This window comes from Halorubrum lacusprofundi ATCC 49239 (assembly GCF_000022205.1).
GTDB lineage: Archaea > Halobacteriota > Halobacteria > Halobacteriales > Haloferacaceae > Halorubrum > Halorubrum lacusprofundi.
This window is the reverse complement of the sequence record NC_012029.1, coordinates 1,981,102-1,994,830: the sequence shown is the minus strand read 5'-3', so window position 1 is coordinate 1,994,830 and position 13,729 is coordinate 1,981,102. Positions and strand designations below refer to the sequence as shown.

The following is a 13,729-nucleotide window of genomic DNA, read 5'->3' as shown; positions in this document are numbered from 1 at the left end:
GGCGGTCAGTCGGTTCTGGTGAGGTCCTCCATCTCAGATTCGCCGAGACACTCGTCGGCATACCATCCATAGACTTCGGCGGCCTCGTTACCGTTCTCAATGCACTCGCGTTGCTCATCGCTCAGACGGTCGTTTTCGAGACGGTTTCTGAAAGGGACGTGCCATCCTCGTTGACATCCAGCAACCGTGACTGTCGTCCGCTGATCCAGATCACCTCACCCGCCGAGCACCGCGGCAAAGACCTTGTAGAGTCCGAATCCGATCCCGATAGAGGCACCGAGCGTGATGAGCCAGAATACGAGGGTAACGCCGATCTTCCGACGAGACACGCCCGCTGAGCCGCCAGCGAGCCCACCGCCGATGACGCCGGAGATGATGATGTTGTTGAACGAGATCGGAATCCCGAGCGCGATGGCCAGTTGTGCGATGATGAACCCGGGAACCAGCGCGGCGATAGAGCGCCTGACACCCAACTGTGCGTACTCACGGGAAGTCGCTTGGAGCAGTTTGGGCGCCCCCATCCACGCACCCGCGAGAATGCCGGTTGCGCCGAGCGCGAGCAGGACGATACTGGGTAGTCCGAGTTCGGCCCCGTAGAGGTTCTCAAGCGGGCCGGTCGCCAACCCGACCTGACTGCCGCCGCTGGAGAAGGCGACGACGCTCCCGAGGACGATGAGGAACGTCCGGATGCCCCCCTCGACCGAGGCATTGGTCCGCCGGCGAATCAGCAGAAACCACGCCGCGGCGGCCGCGAGCGTGACGAGAACCACTACGGGATCGACATCGGCGACCGTCGGCAACTCGACCTGTCGCGCAATGAACTCTGCGATGGAACTTTGGCTCGCCTCGGGCGGCGAGGGGATAACGCCCAGTTGGACGTTGGCGATGATACCGCCGACGACTGCCGCAAGCAACGGGACGCCGATCGTCTCCGGGATGTCGTCGCGTCGGAGGATAGTGGCAGTGAGATAGGCGAGCCCGCCCGAAACGGGGGGGACGAGCGCCCAAAAGAGCGCGATGCGGCGGTAGGTGTCGATGGCGGGGTCGCCGCCGAGCGAGAGCCCGACGCCGACCATCGCCCCCGTCGTCGCAAACGCGGCCGGGACGGGATAGCCGGTGTAGACGCCGAAGGCCATGAATCCGGTCGCGGTCAGCAGTCCCGCCGTCGCCGCCAGCGACGTTATTTGGACGCCGTTGATGAGTCCCGCCCCAACCGTCTCGGAAATCGCTCCGCCCTGAGTGAGCGCGCCGAGCGCAGCGAGGATGCCGATGAGGAAGGCCGCTCGCATCGTGGAGATGGCGTTGGCACCGATCGCCGGGGCAAACGGCGGCGAGTTGCTGTTGGCACCGAGCGCCCACGCCGTGGCGAGGCTGGTGAGTGTCGCCAGCGCAACGAGCGCCCAGAAGACAGCTCCCGCCACGCTCAAGGTCCTCCACTGATGGGGGTTCGAGCCATGTCAATCAGTTCGACAGAGACAGTGGTTAAACATTCCCCCCCATGAGTCCAAGTGAGACGAAAATCTCCCTTCGGACAGTGTCTATCACTGACCGGCTTGAAGTGATAGAACTCCCAGCGGTCAGTACGCGATTTTTAGCGGCCGGCTGTTTCCGGCAAAAATGCACTGAAAACAGGAGTCCAACAGGGCCGGTCAGTTGTACCCGCGCCAGCGGTGGCCGCACTCCTTGCACTTGAAAAAGCGCGTCGGGGGCTCGTCGGCGGCGCCGGTCTGTTTGATCGTGTACCACGCCTCGCCGTGGCCGCACTTGTCACAGACGATGTCCTTAGCGGTCGGCTTCCCCTCGAAGTTCGCGCCTTCCTCCGTCTCGATCACCTCGTCGCCGGTCTGCTCGGTCGTCGACTCGAACTCGGCGGCGAGCGCCTCGTCGCGCTCGGTGGTGGCGCCGCAGTCGTCGTTCTGACACACCATCTCCCCGTCGCGAGAGACCATCATCGAGCCGCAGTCGTCACAGAACTGCATATACGCCACGGTACGGCCCCGAGCGGTTTAGCTCCCCTGACTGCGCGTCGAAGGGGAATGAACGTGAATCGCATTTATAAGTAAACGTCGCCGTCACGGATTCGTCGCTTTCGGAGTGCTACTCCACGCGCTCGCGGGCGGCAGCAATAAGCATCGGCAGCATAACGGTCGCGTCGCCGTAGACGGAGGCGTTGCGCGCGTCCTTCTCCAGTTTCCCCCACGACCGAGCCTCCTCTAAGGTGGCACCGGAGAGCCCGCCGGTCGCCTCCGGGTCCATCGTGATCTGAACGGCGTAGTCGTAGGCGCGGGGCGTGACGAGCATCGTCTGGAGCGTGAAGTTCTTCGGGACGCCGCCGCCGACAAGCAGGCAGCCGGCGTCGTCGGCGTCGAACGCGAGGTCGGTCAGTTCCGTCATGTCGTCTAAGGCGTCGAGCGTGAAGTCGGCAGTCTGGGCGTACATCCACGCCTGTAACCCGAGCACGGAATCCTGCACGGCGGGACAGTAGACGGGCACATCGCACTCGTAGGCCGCGGCGGCGACGCCGGCGTCCTCGGCCACGTCGTCGCGTTCGTTAACCGCGGCGTTGGCGCGTCCGAGCTCGCGTGTGAGATCTGCGATGCCGACGGCGCCGTTTCCGTCGTCGTCCGGATCGGCTTCGAGCGCCGGGAACACCTCCTCGCGCAGGTGACCCTCGAAGGCCGCGAAATGCTCCTGCGGGAGGTAGACGTTGTAGATGCGGTCGACGCCCTCGTCGCGGAGCCCCTCGTCGTGCTCGCGGAGACTCTTCTCGGGGTCGTGGGTCCGACCGTGGTGGTGTTTCCCGCCGATGGCCTCGATGGCGTCGTGGGTGAGGTTCGCGCCCGTCGTCACCAGCGCGTCGACGTAGCCGTCTCGGATGAGATCGGAGACGATCCGGCGCATCCCCGCGGGCACCATCGCGCCCGCCAGCGAGAGGAACACGGTGCAGTCGTCGTTCGCGAACATCTCTGCGAGCACGTCGCCCGCCTCGTTGACCGACGCTGCGCCGATCCCCGCGTCGCCGTACCCCTCGACCAGCTCCCCGACGGTCATCCCGGCCGTCGCGCGGGTGTGTCCGACCGGGTCCTCGTGGAACTCCTCGTGCGGCGGGTCGCCCCCGTCGTCGCTGTCGCTCATAGCGAGAGGTGCGGCGCGCGACCGTTTGAAACGACCGATCTGTCGACCGATCTACCGCCCGACGGCGCCCCCGCTCACGGGCGGGAACAGCGCCAGCTCGTCGCCGGCTTCGAGCGTCGTGTCCATCCCGCCGTTCTGGCGGACGTTCTGACCGTTCCGGAGAACGTTAATGTGGTTCGCGACCTCGCCGTCGTCGAGCACCCGATCGCGAAGGTCCGGGTGAGCCTCCAACAGCGCGTCGAGCGCGTCGCCGACCGTGTCGCCCGGCTCTGCCGCCACGTCGATTTCGCGCCCGCCGGCGATCTCTGCGAGGTCGGCGAACAGCTTCCACTCCATACGCAGATCCCCGCGCGGGCGACTCAAGAGCGTTGCGCCCGGTCCGAATTTTCGGGGGCCTCGGTCTTGTCGGTGTTGTCGGTCTCGTCGGTGTTGTCGGTCTCGTCAGTGTTGTCGGTGTCGCTATCACCGATCTCGCTGTCGACGCTCCCGCTATCTCCCCCGTCCGCAGACGCCGTCCGGACTCCTCCCGCGGCAGCCGCCTCGAACCGGCGGATCGCGTCCGGGCGACCGACGAGGTACACGAGGTCGCCGGCACCGAACGTGTACGCGCGCGGCGGGATCGGCTGGACGGAACCCTCGGCCGGCCGGACCGCGGCGACGACGGTGTCGACGTCGCCGACGGTGCTCCCGTCGAGGTCGCTCCCCGCCCCGACGGCCACCGATGCCATCGTCTCGTCCGCGTTCCGCAGCAGGGAGGCGAACTCGCGGTCCGCCTGCGGCTCCGCTGGGAGCGTCACGATCCGGTATCCGCCCTCGTCGGTCAGGCGTTCGGCGTCCGACTCGTCGAGCGCGACGGTGACGGCGTCGGCGGCGACCCCGCGTAGTTCCCCGGTTGCGACGTGTTTCGGCTCGGGATCGTCCCGCCACAGCTGGACCGTGTCGCCGGCGGTGGCGTTGTTCGGCGGATCCGCAGCCACCGCGATCGCCGCCGATCCCGGGGCGAGCGTCGGGCCAAGTCCGGCAGCGCGGGAGCCGACCGCGAAGTACTCGACCGTCCCGTCGGTGCCGAGGTCGATGTCGACGTAGCCCACGCCGTACTCCTCTTTGAGCCGGGCGACGAGCCGCTCGCGGAGGTCCTCCACCGAGAGCTTCCGCGGGAAGAGGAGGGTCGTCTCGGCGAGTTCCGCCTTCTTCTCCGGCGAGACGGGGTCGTACGTGTCCATGTCGCCGATCTCGCCGACCGACGGGAGCGTCACCGCCGTGAACCGTCCCACCGCGCGCACGACGCCACTCAACTCGCCTTCGAGCTGTTTGGCTCCGGAGAGTGCGAACACATCGACTGCAAGTCGGTCGCCAACGTATCTCCCGACGGGCGCCATCACCACTGCGACGCCCAGCGATACCACGTTGAAGAACACGGTCTCGGGCGCCAGAAGTGTCGGGCTGTCGCCGGCCGCAATCGATCCCAACGAGGTCGTGTTGAGGTACAGCGCGACGACGGCGACGCCCAGCAGACCGGTCACCCCTTCGGGGATCTCCGCGCGAAAGTACCAGCGGTAGGCCAGCGCCGCACTCCCCGCGACGAGGACGGCGAGGACGGCGAACGTGGCGAGGGTGACCACCGCCTGCCGCGGCCGCGCAAAGCCGACGGCGACGACGGCGGTGACAGGGCGGACAACGCCCACGGCCGCGTCTGCACCAACCGTTTCGGCGAGGGCGTGAATCACGCGGCCACCTCCACGAAGCGGTCGAGCGCGTCGCGACTCCCGACGACGAACAGATCGTCGCCCGCCGACAGCGACTGCGACCCGCCGGGCGCGATCGTCCACGATTCGTGGCGCGCCGCGAGGACAGCCACGTCGTACGCCTCGCGGATCTCGGCCTCGCCGATAGTGTGCCCGTCCAACGGCCCACCGGCGACGACCGAGACCTTCCGGAACCGCTTGCCGGTCCGCCGTAACAGCGCCGTGAGCTCGTACTCGCGGCGAGTTCCCCGCGACAGCACCAGCACGCGCCCCCGGTCGGCGCGCAGGAGCGCCGTCGCCTCCGAGCGGTCGACGGCAACCGTCACCCGCCCCTCTCCGCCGGTCGTCGTGGGTGCGGTCGCCGCCGGGAGGGAGGCGACGGTCTCCTCTCCGCCGTCGGTCCGGAGGTCGTCGTCGGGCTCCGGCTCGTCGCTGGCAGCAGACGCGGGAGCAGGCGCCACGGCGGCCCCCGCTTCCGGCTTTCCGCTCGATCGGGCGGCGAGCACGGCTCCCTCAATGTCGAGGTCTGGTGTCACCACGCGGACGACGTCGCCGCGGGCGATCCCGGTCGGCACGAGTGCCGATACCGACACCGCACGCTTCCCGACCGGAACCCGCTTCGAGAGCGCTCCCGTCGGCGGCGCGGCGGCCACCGTCGCACGCGCCTGCTCGTCGATCCGGACCGTCACGTCGGCCAGATCGAGTTCGGTCTGTAACCGCTCCGCGAACCGCTCTTCGAGCTCCGCGAGCGGGAGGTCAGCCGGGAACGTCCAGTCGCCATCGAGGATCGACCGGCGCGTCTCGGTCGGCAGCGGCGGGTATCCCTCCATGTCGTTCACCTCGCCAGTCACCTCGACGGAGACTCGTCCTCGGCCGCCGACAAGCTCGATCACGTCGGTCGAGAGGGTTCGGTTCCGGAGCTGTTTGAGCGAGATCCGCTTCGGGACGCTGGCGCCGAGTCGGTCCCCCTGCGCGTGGGCGTACAGAGAGATCATCAACACAACGATGATCGCCGTGAGGATCGCCGGTGCACGCTCCGACGACCGGATCGTTTCGTCATTGAGGGCGAGCAGCCCCCCGTTGATACCGGCGATCGCGAGCGCGAGGACGACCACCCCGAGCCCGGGGATGGTCACGTCGGTCACGTACTTAAAGACGAACCCGAGTACCCCGGCCACCAGCGCGGGAACGATCCCGGTGATGATGCCGAGGTAGATCCCGAAGACGATCTCGACGGGTAGCGACATACGCCCTCCAACCGGCGGCGCAGTTAAACGTGTGTCGACGGAGAGGGCGTCGCGAGTACCGACGCCGGTGACGCCGTCGACGACGGAAACGCCGCCAGTTCCGTCGCTCGCTCGCGGGGTTTAAGTCCGCCGTCGGCGACGGAATCCCATGGAGCTGACCCGTGATTGGGTGACCGTGCGGGCGTCGATCCTCCTGACGTTCGCGGTCGCGATACTGTCGATCCTCGCCGGTCTCGCCCAGATCGGGGGGCTCGGCGTCGACGGTCCGCTGTCCCTGTACGTGCCCGCGGTCGTCCGCCAGACCGTCGGGTTCACTGGGACGATAACCGGTTTCTCGATGCTCGGGAGCAGCTTCGCGCTGCGGAACGGCTACCGCGTCGGTTGGTACTCCACGGCGGTCCTACTCCCGCTGACCGCGATTCAGGGGCTGATGCAGGCGTCGGTGCTGTCGTTCCCGCTGGTGGCGTTGTCGATCGTGTCGATGCCCGCACTCGCGTACAATCGCGGTCGATTCGACAGGCCGTTCTCGCCGTCGCCGACCCAACTCGCTGCGGGCGCGGCGCTCGTGACCGCAATCTCGTACGGGACGATCGGCACGTACGCGCTCCGCGACCAGTTCAACGGGGTCGAGACCATCGTCGACGCGTTCTACTTCACCGTCGTCACCGCCTCCACGGTCGGCTACGGAGACGTGACTCCGGTGGCCGGCGCGGCCGCCGACATCGCGCAGTTGTTCGTGCTCTCCTCGCTCGTGATGAACGTCGCCGCGTTCGCGGTGGCGCTCGGGGTTATTCTCACCCCGGCTATCGAGGCGCAGCTCTCCAAGGCGCTTGGAAAAATGACCGATAAACAGATCGACCTCCTCGACGACCATGTCCTCGTGCTCGGCTACGGGGACCTGACCGAACCGATCCTCGAAGAACTCGACGCCCGCGACGGGACCAAGTACGCGGTCGTGACCACCGACGAGACCGCTGCGAGGCGACTGAGCGAACGCGACGTGCCCGTATTCACCGCGGACCCGAGCGACGTCGACCCGCTCGAACGGGTGAATATTCAGGGCGCCCGGGCGGTCGTCGTCGCAACGAACGACGATGCGCGGGATGCGCTCGCGATCCTCACCGCCAGACAACTCAACCCCGACGTGCGGATCGTCGCTGCGGTAACCCAGCGAGAGAACGTCAACAAGCTCCGCCGGGCCGGCGCGGACCAGGTAATCTCGCCCGCGACGCTGGGCGGCCACATTCTCATTGACTGCGCGTTCGGCGCGGACAGTGAGGACGCGACGACCGACCTCCTCGGCGATTCGATTGACGACGTAGAAGAACTCGACGACTCGTCCGCTTGACGCGCTGACTCCCTACCTCTCCGGCCGCGAGACGGGTGCGCTCAGCGACTCTGTCGTCCCTTCGTCTGCCGGTAATCCCGACTCAACACGTTCTCGCGCATGTGTTCCCGGAACGCGTCGGCCTCGGTGTCGGTCATCTCTGACGGCTCCTTCATCGGCACCAGCTCGAAGCCGCGGCCCCGGATCGTCGTCGCGTGTTCGGCGTCGATATCGAAGGAGTCCGGACGCCGGGTGGTGTACGCGACCGCGAGCTCGCGGAGCGGTCGCTCGCCCACGGGGACGATGATCTGCGGATTAATCATCCGAATCTCCGCGTTGAGGAACGGCTCGCAGGTCTCGACCTCTCGGTCGGTCGGCTCGCGCTTGGGGTGGCGACACCGCGTTAGGTTCGTAAAGAAGATGTTCTGCACGTCGGGCTCCGTCGCGTCCGGCGCCGACCGGACGAACCCGAGGTCGGCGAAGATCGACTGCACTCGCTCCCCGGCGCCCGCACCGGTGAAGGGGATACCGTTGGCCTCGGCGGTCGCACTCGGCCGCGTACCGACGACGAGAAACTCACCACCCACGTCGCCGTAACCGTGAACGACCCGGTCGCGGGGGCCGCACAGCTCGGGACAGTTCTCACAGTCAGTGTCCATCCCGAACGGGTTCCGGAGCTCTTTCTGGTTCGCGTCCACGGATGCACTGCGTCCCGCGGGCTGGTAAACGCTCCGCTGGCGGGATCGGGGACGGACGAGAACGAACGAGAACGAACGAGAACGAACGAGACGGACCGTTAGTTCAGCGCGTAGGTGGTACCGTCGCAGTCGACCATGCCCTCCTTCCGGAGGGTTTTCAGAATGCTGTACAGCGAGAGCTTCTTCATGCCCAGCGAATCGCCCATCTCCGAGACGGTCGCGTCGCCGTTCGTCGTCAGATACAGGTACACGAGCTTCGCGCGGGGAGACTGCAGCTCCGGCGGCAGGGCCGGCGCCGCGGTGGGTGCGGTCTCTGTCTCTAACATCTTGTTCGATCCATTGACTTCGACGATAATAAACCCCCTATTCAACGATCGTCGAAAGTCAGCAAGCGGGAGATAGAAGGCCAAACGCGCCGAAAATGCGTTAGAACGCGATCGATGTCGGTGGCGTTGTCGTCGTCACGCTCGCGGTACCGTTGTCGGCTTTCGACCGACGACGGATAGGAGACCGTGAACGATCCGGATTGATCGTGTCTGAATCGCGGTTCAGTACGAGCGGGTCTTCGGTTCGTACGTCTTGTTCTCTCCTTCGAGGATCGTCGGCTTGTACCACAGCTCCGGCTCGCCGTCGTTCCACGAGACGAGCGTGTGTTTCAGCCAGTTCTCGTCGTCGCGCTCCTGGCGCTCTTTGCGCCAGTGAGCGCCGCGGAACTCCCGTCGCGCGAGCGCGCCCATCGTCAGCGCCTCGGCAATGTCGAGGATGTTCCGGGTCTCCATCGTGTGGATGAGGTCGGTGTTGAACGTCCGGGACGGGTCCGAGACGGCGACATCTTTGTACGTCTCTCGCGCCTCGTGGAGGTCGCTAAGCGTCTCCTCGAGCCGACCCTCCTCGCGGAACACGTTGACGTTCGCGGTCATCGTCTGCTGGACCTTCGAGCGGGTCTCGGCGTGGTTGCGACCCTTCCGCGAGAGCAGTTCCTCAACGCGGTCTTTGGCGCTCTCAACTTCCGCTTCGAGCACGCCATCGGGGTCCGTCGCCACCGCGCCGCCGTCGGCCGCGGCGGGATCCTGCCCGCCGGTCTCGCCGACCTCGACCTCGAACTCGTAGTCGGCGGGCTCCCACTCGCCGTCCTTGCCGGTCGTGACCTCGGCCTCGCCCATCTCCTCGCCGGCCGCGTGACGCCCGGCGCGCTTCCCGAAGACGATGAGCTCAGGCAGGGCGTTGCCGCCGAGACGGTTCGCGCCGTGGACCGACGCGCAGGCGCACTCACCGGCGGCGTAAAGGCCGCCGATGACGGTCTCGCCGAACTCGTTCGTCTCGATGCCGCCCATCGCGTAGTGCTGACCGGGCTTGACCGGCATCGGCTCCGTGAGCCCGTCTGCGCCCTCGAAGTCTTCCGCGAGGTGGAGGATGTTCTCCAGCCGGTCGAGAATGCGCTCCTCGCCCAAGTGCCGCATGTCGAGGTGGACGTACTCGTCTTCGATCCCGCGCCCCTCGTTGACCTCGGTCAGCTCGGCGCGGGAGACCACGTCACGGGAAGCGAGCTCGCCGTCGTTGTTCGCGTAGCCGTGCTCGAACATGAAGCGCTCGCCCTCACTGTTGTAGAGGATACCGCCCTCACCGCGGACACCCTCGGAGATGAGGACGCCCGTCGACGGGAGCGTCGTCGGATGGAACTGGATGAACTCCATGTCTTCCATCGGGACGCCCGCGCGGTACGCCATCGCGACGCCGTCGCCGGTGTTTGCGACCGCGTTCGTGGTGTGATCGAACACCTGTCCCATCCCGCCGGTCGCGAGAATGACACCGTTCTTGGCGCTAAAGCCGCTGATCTCGCCGCTCTGAATGTCGTAGGCGACGACGCCGTGGCAGGTCCGGTCGGCCGGGTCGTCCTCGTCGGTGACGGCGAGTTCCATCACGTGCCACTCGTCGTATACCGTGATCCCGCGTTTGACCACCTGCTCGTACATCGTGTGGAGCATCTGGTGGCCGGTCTCCGCGCCGGCGTACGTGGTCCGGGGGAAGGAGAGCCCGCCGAACGGTCGCTGGGAGACGCGTCCGTCGTCCTCGCGGGAGAAGGGCATTCCCCAGTGTTCGAGCCGGATGACCTCTTCCGGACTCTCCCGACAGAGGGCCTCGACCGCCGGCGCGTCACCGAGGTAGTCGGACCCCTTCATCGTGTCGTATGCGTGGTCCTCCCATGAGTCGGCGTCGCGCAGTGCCGCGTTGATGCCGCCCTCGGCCGCGCCCGTGTGCGATCTGACCGGGTGGAGCTTCGAGACGATGGCCACGTCGGCCCCCGCTTCCTGTGCCGCGATCGCCGCCCGGAGTCCCGCCCCCCCGGCGCCGACAACGATAACGTCGTGTTCGTGCATTGTTGTATGGTATCTCGTTAGATTTGGAGTCCCTTGAGCGTGTCCACCACGCTCACCAGAACTTCAGGTTGTTCTTGACGGCCTCGCGTTTCAGCTCCTGGATGTGCTCGGTGAGGGGGATGTCCTTCGGACACACCTCCGTACAGGAGAACTGGGTCTGGCACCGCCAGACGCCGTGCTCCTGTTCGATGATCTCCAGCCGCTTCTGTTTGATCTCCTCGCCCTCGCGTTCGTCCATCGCGAACCGGTATGCCTTGTTGATCGCGGCGGGGCCGAGGTACTCGTTGTCGCCGGCGGCGATGTTACACGAAGACATACACGCGCTACACCAGATACACCGGGTCGACATCTTGATCTTCTCGCGGTTCTCCCGCGTCTGGCGCTGTTCTTCCAGTTCCCCGTCGGGGTACTCGTTCGTCTGGAAGTACGGCTCGACGGCCTCCATCTGGTCGTAGAAGTGCTCCAAGTCGACGACGAGATCCTTCTCGACCTCGGCGTGCGGGAGCGGCTCGACGCGGATCGGCTGTTCGAGATCGGCTATCTGGGTCTTACACGCCAGCTTCTGCCCGCCGTTGACGAACATCGCGTCCGAGCCGCAGACGGCCTGCCGGCAGGAGTGCCGGAACGTAAGCGACGAGTCGTACGTGTCCCGCGAGTACATCAGCGCGTCGAGGACGGTCATCCCCTTCGTGAACGGGACGTGGAACGTGTCGAACCGGGGCTCCTGTTTCCCCTCGATCTCGGGGTCGTACCGGAACACCTTCAGCTCGACCGTCTCCTCATCGGCGGCGGCCTTCTCGGCCTCCTCGGCCTGCCGACGCGTGCGCTCCTCGGCGGCGCGTCGTCGCTTTTCTTCTCGACGCTCGTCGCCCTTCGAGGGCACCTCGGTCTCGGCGTCGGTTTCGGTCGATTCCTCAGTCTGTGTCGGTGTCTGCGTACTCATAGTTCAGAGCAGTGGGAAGCCGCCCGCCCACGCGTTCGCCGTCCGAATCCCCTGGAACAGCAGCACGACGCTCGCGGCTACGAGCGTCCACTTGACGACCGTGCGTTTGGTGCCGGTCAGCCCCTGGTTGATGAGGGCGTTGTATACGCCGTTGACCCCGTGGAACGTCGCCGTTACGAGGAACAGCACCATTAGCGAGTAGTAGCTCAGCTGCTCCATCCGCGCCGAGCTGGCCGCGAGCGTGACCTCGTCCGCGTGGTGGACGAAGTGGAGCAGGAAGAAGTGGAACGCCAGCACGATCAGTAGGAACGCCGCCGTGACGCGCTGGAGCAGCCACATCCGACCGCCGGAGTTGAACGAGGAGTAACGCTCTGCCATCTTAGAACGCCCCCGCGATGAACGTCGGAATCGACGCGACAGTGATCGCTCCGGTCAGGATTAGCGACGCGTAGAAGCTCTTGTCTTGTGCCTCCAGCCCGACGCCGAGGTCGACGAGGAGGAGCCGAGTGCCGTTGAGCATGTGGAAGACGGCGACCGCGAGCAGGCCGACCTCCAGGATGCGCACCAGCAGCAGCCCTTCGAGACTGACGATTGTCCCCGTGAACACGTCCGTCTCCGATCCCTGGAAAAGCATCGTCGCGCCGTCGGCTGCCGGGATCGCGGTACTCAACACGGCGATGTGAGTGAACAAGTAGCCGATGAGCACCCACCCCGTGAACTTATGAAAGATCCAGGCCCACATCCCCGCTTGGAACTCCCGCCAGCGGCTGAAGTCCTCGATGAGGCCTCGATTGTACGACTGACTCATACCTAACGGTTCCGCACCGGGGTCGTATAGTAGTTACTAACGTGGCGGAGTCTTCGGGGACTCACCACCCGGAGCCGTCGGTGACATCTTAAATTTTTGTCACCAGTTTCCGACTCGAACGAAGAGCCGATTAGGACTCTTGTAACGTGCGTATAAGATGTCCTGTAAGGCTCGTTCGTGCGGGTAGTTCGCACGGTTGTGCCCTCGCGGAAGCCTTTTATGCGATCCGTTCCACTATACAGGTGCAATGGCGAAAGGGAAGGTTGACTTCTTCAACGACACTGGCGGCTACGGGTTTATTGAGAGTGACGACGCGGACGAGGACGTGTTCTTCCACATGGAGGACGTCGGCGGCCCGGACCTCGAGGAGGGTCAGGAAGTCGAGTTCGACATCGAGGAGGCCGAGAAGGGTCCGCGCGCGACGAACGTCACTCGCCTGTAACTCCGGCGACGACGTTCAGGTTGTATCGGCTTTTCGACTGTTCTACGCCTCCGAGCGACTGCGTTATCCGGCGTAGCGGCCGATTGTTCTCCGACCGATAGGGATTTACTGGTGGCTGACTGACCGGTCAGTCAATGAGTGAGCAGCCGGGCGCGGCCGACGAGATCATGGACGGGGTCTATCGCGCGCTCCGCGCCCACGGCTACGCCGACGTGACGATGCAGGATATCGCCGACGAGTGCTCGAAGAGCAAGTCCTTGCTCCATTACCACTACGACACGAAAGAGGATCTGCTCGTCGCCTTCCTCGATCACGTCATCAGTGACTCGGAGCGGCGGATCGCGGCCCACGCGGACGACCCCCCGGTAGAGCGGCTCTCGGGATTTATCGGGTGGTTCGTTTTCGAGCCCGAGGCGATCGACCGCGAGGCGTTCCACATCGCTCTCCTCGAACTCCGCACGCAGGGGCCGTTCAACCAGCCGATCCGCGAACAGCTCGTCCGGAGTGATCGGCTGCTCCGCGGCACCGTCGTCGACATCCTCGAATCGGGCATCGAAGAGGGCGTCTTCCGCGACGTCGACGTCGAGGAGACCGCGGCGCTGCTGGTCGCGACCCTCGACGGGGCGCGGACGCGACAGATCACGCTGAGCCGGGGCGCGAACGCAGCGGGGAGTCCCGGTATGAACGGTGACCGGTCGGATACGGACGATTCCGGTCGGAACGGGACCGGCGGTAGCGCGTCCGGAGGCACATCCGGCGGCGACGCGTCCGGAACCGGAACCCTCGACGCCGTCGACCGTCCCGAGCCGACGTACACGCGGGCCGTCGCGGAGGCGACCCTCCGTCGGATCGTCGAACCGCTGCTCGCCGAGGGCGTGGAGCGACCATCGCTCGAAGCGGGAATCGCGGCAATGACGCCGGTCGACGAGGATGAAAACGAATGACGGGCGGCCCGAGGTGCCGGGCGATGATTCTTCCCACCGCTGTCGCGACGAGAGGAGGTGAC

General features: G+C 66.0%; 15 protein-coding genes. 3 read left to right on the top strand and 12 right to left on the bottom strand.

What is annotated here, in order from left to right:
- Positions 1-215: 215 nt before the first annotated feature.
- The 6 genes from HLAC_RS09940 to HLAC_RS09915 form a co-directional block, all read right to left on the bottom strand.
- Entirely contained in the window at positions 216-1,421 is a 1,206-nt protein-coding gene (locus HLAC_RS09940) for an inorganic phosphate transporter (protein WP_015910702.1), read from the bottom strand.
- A gap of 228 nt (positions 1,422-1,649) precedes the next feature.
- Complete coding sequence (locus HLAC_RS09935; protein WP_015910701.1) at positions 1,650-1,979, bottom strand: transcription factor S; 330 nt, start codon at positions 1,977-1,979, stop codon at positions 1,650-1,652.
- A 118-nt stretch (positions 1,980-2,097) separates the two neighbouring features.
- Positions 2,098-3,135 (bottom strand): deoxyhypusine synthase, encoded by a 1,038-nt coding sequence (locus HLAC_RS09930; RefSeq protein WP_015910700.1) that lies wholly within the window; start codon positions 3,133-3,135, stop codon positions 2,098-2,100.
- A gap of 51 nt (positions 3,136-3,186) precedes the next feature.
- The gene (locus tag HLAC_RS09925; RefSeq protein ID WP_015910699.1) at positions 3,187-3,471 is read right to left on the bottom strand and encodes a ubiquitin-like small modifier protein 1; all 285 of its coding nucleotides are present in this window, start codon (positions 3,469-3,471) and stop codon (positions 3,187-3,189) included.
- A gap of 23 nt (positions 3,472-3,494) precedes the next feature.
- Complete coding sequence (locus HLAC_RS09920) at positions 3,495-4,862, bottom strand: cation:proton antiporter regulatory subunit (RefSeq protein WP_015910698.1); 1,368 nt, start codon at positions 4,860-4,862, stop codon at positions 3,495-3,497.
- Positions 4,859-6,127 carry a potassium channel family protein gene (locus tag HLAC_RS09915; protein WP_015910697.1) on the bottom strand — a complete coding sequence of 423 codons (1,269 nt, stop codon included), beginning with the start codon at positions 6,125-6,127 and terminating at the stop codon, positions 4,859-4,861. Before HLAC_RS09915 ends, HLAC_RS09920 begins: the two co-directional genes overlap by 4 nt.
- A gap of 148 nt (positions 6,128-6,275) precedes the next feature.
- Here HLAC_RS09915 and HLAC_RS09910 point away from each other — a divergent pair, with 148 nt between their 5' ends.
- Positions 6,276-7,475, top strand: coding sequence for an NAD-binding protein (locus HLAC_RS09910; RefSeq protein ID WP_015910696.1), 1,200 nt, complete (start codon positions 6,276-6,278; stop codon positions 7,473-7,475).
- Positions 7,476-7,516: 41 nt separating this feature from the next.
- On the opposite strand, the gene HLAC_RS09905 is transcribed toward HLAC_RS09910, so the two are convergent.
- From HLAC_RS09905 to sdhC, 6 genes are all read right to left on the bottom strand, one after another.
- Positions 7,517-8,152: a uracil-DNA glycosylase gene (locus HLAC_RS09905; protein ID WP_015910695.1), complete on the bottom strand. Its 636-nt coding sequence runs from the start codon at positions 8,150-8,152 to the stop codon at positions 7,517-7,519.
- Positions 8,153-8,250: 98 nt separating this feature from the next.
- Positions 8,251-8,478: a TrmB family transcriptional regulator gene (locus tag HLAC_RS09900; protein ID WP_015910694.1), complete on the bottom strand. Its 228-nt coding sequence runs from the start codon at positions 8,476-8,478 to the stop codon at positions 8,251-8,253.
- Positions 8,479-8,700: 222 nt separating this feature from the next.
- Positions 8,701-10,530 carry an FAD-binding protein gene (locus tag HLAC_RS09895; RefSeq protein ID WP_015910693.1) on the bottom strand — a complete coding sequence of 610 codons (1,830 nt, stop codon included), beginning with the start codon at positions 10,528-10,530 and terminating at the stop codon, positions 8,701-8,703.
- A 52-nt stretch (positions 10,531-10,582) separates the two neighbouring features.
- Complete coding sequence (locus HLAC_RS09890; protein ID WP_015910692.1) at positions 10,583-11,473, bottom strand: succinate dehydrogenase/fumarate reductase iron-sulfur subunit; 891 nt, start codon at positions 11,471-11,473, stop codon at positions 10,583-10,585.
- Between the two features lie 3 nt (positions 11,474-11,476).
- On the bottom strand, positions 11,477-11,851 hold the full coding sequence (locus tag HLAC_RS09885) for a succinate dehydrogenase/fumarate reductase transmembrane subunit (RefSeq protein WP_015910691.1): 375 nt from the start codon (positions 11,849-11,851) through the stop codon (positions 11,477-11,479).
- Between the two features lies 1 nt (position 11,852).
- A complete protein-coding gene (gene sdhC / locus HLAC_RS09880) occupies positions 11,853-12,281 on the bottom strand; it encodes a succinate dehydrogenase, cytochrome b556 subunit (protein ID WP_015910690.1) in 429 nt (142 codons plus the stop codon).
- A 247-nt stretch (positions 12,282-12,528) separates the two neighbouring features.
- Between sdhC and HLAC_RS09875 the strand changes: the two genes are divergently transcribed.
- Together HLAC_RS09875 and HLAC_RS09870 are read left to right on the top strand one after the other, a co-directional pair.
- Positions 12,529-12,723, top strand: a complete 195-nt coding sequence (locus HLAC_RS09875) for a cold-shock protein (RefSeq protein WP_015910689.1) — start codon at positions 12,529-12,531, stop codon at positions 12,721-12,723.
- 134 nt (positions 12,724-12,857) lie between these two features.
- Positions 12,858-13,667: a TetR/AcrR family transcriptional regulator gene (locus tag HLAC_RS09870; protein WP_015910688.1), complete on the top strand. Its 810-nt coding sequence runs from the start codon at positions 12,858-12,860 to the stop codon at positions 13,665-13,667.
- The last annotated feature ends 62 nt before the right edge of the window (positions 13,668-13,729 follow it).

Coding starts and splice junctions, on each gene's coding strand:
- HLAC_RS09915 (WP_015910697.1), bottom strand. CDS start 6,127: ATGTCGCTACCCGTCGAGATCGTCTTCGGGATCTACCTCGGCATCATC.
- HLAC_RS09870 (WP_015910688.1), top strand. CDS start 12,858: ATGAGTGAGCAGCCGGGCGCGGCCGACGAGATCATGGACGGGGTCTAT.
- HLAC_RS09925 (WP_015910699.1), bottom strand. CDS start 3,471: ATGGAGTGGAAGCTGTTCGCCGACCTCGCAGAGATCGCCGGCGGGCGC.
- HLAC_RS09910 (WP_015910696.1), top strand. CDS start 6,276: ATGGAGCTGACCCGTGATTGGGTGACCGTGCGGGCGTCGATCCTCCTG.
- HLAC_RS09885 (WP_015910691.1), bottom strand. CDS start 11,851: ATGGCAGAGCGTTACTCCTCGTTCAACTCCGGCGGTCGGATGTGGCTG.
- HLAC_RS09900 (WP_015910694.1), bottom strand. CDS start 8,478: ATGTTAGAGACAGAGACCGCACCCACCGCGGCGCCGGCCCTGCCGCCG.
- HLAC_RS09895 (WP_015910693.1), bottom strand. CDS start 10,530: ATGCACGAACACGACGTTATCGTTGTCGGCGCCGGGGGGGCGGGACTC.
- HLAC_RS09930 (WP_015910700.1), bottom strand. CDS start 3,135: ATGAGCGACAGCGACGACGGGGGCGACCCGCCGCACGAGGAGTTCCAC.
- HLAC_RS09875 (WP_015910689.1), top strand. CDS start 12,529: ATGGCGAAAGGGAAGGTTGACTTCTTCAACGACACTGGCGGCTACGGG.
- HLAC_RS09890 (WP_015910692.1), bottom strand. CDS start 11,473: ATGAGTACGCAGACACCGACACAGACTGAGGAATCGACCGAAACCGAC.
- sdhC (WP_015910690.1), bottom strand. CDS start 12,281: ATGAGTCAGTCGTACAATCGAGGCCTCATCGAGGACTTCAGCCGCTGG.
- HLAC_RS09935 (WP_015910701.1), bottom strand. CDS start 1,979: ATGCAGTTCTGTGACGACTGCGGCTCGATGATGGTCTCTCGCGACGGG.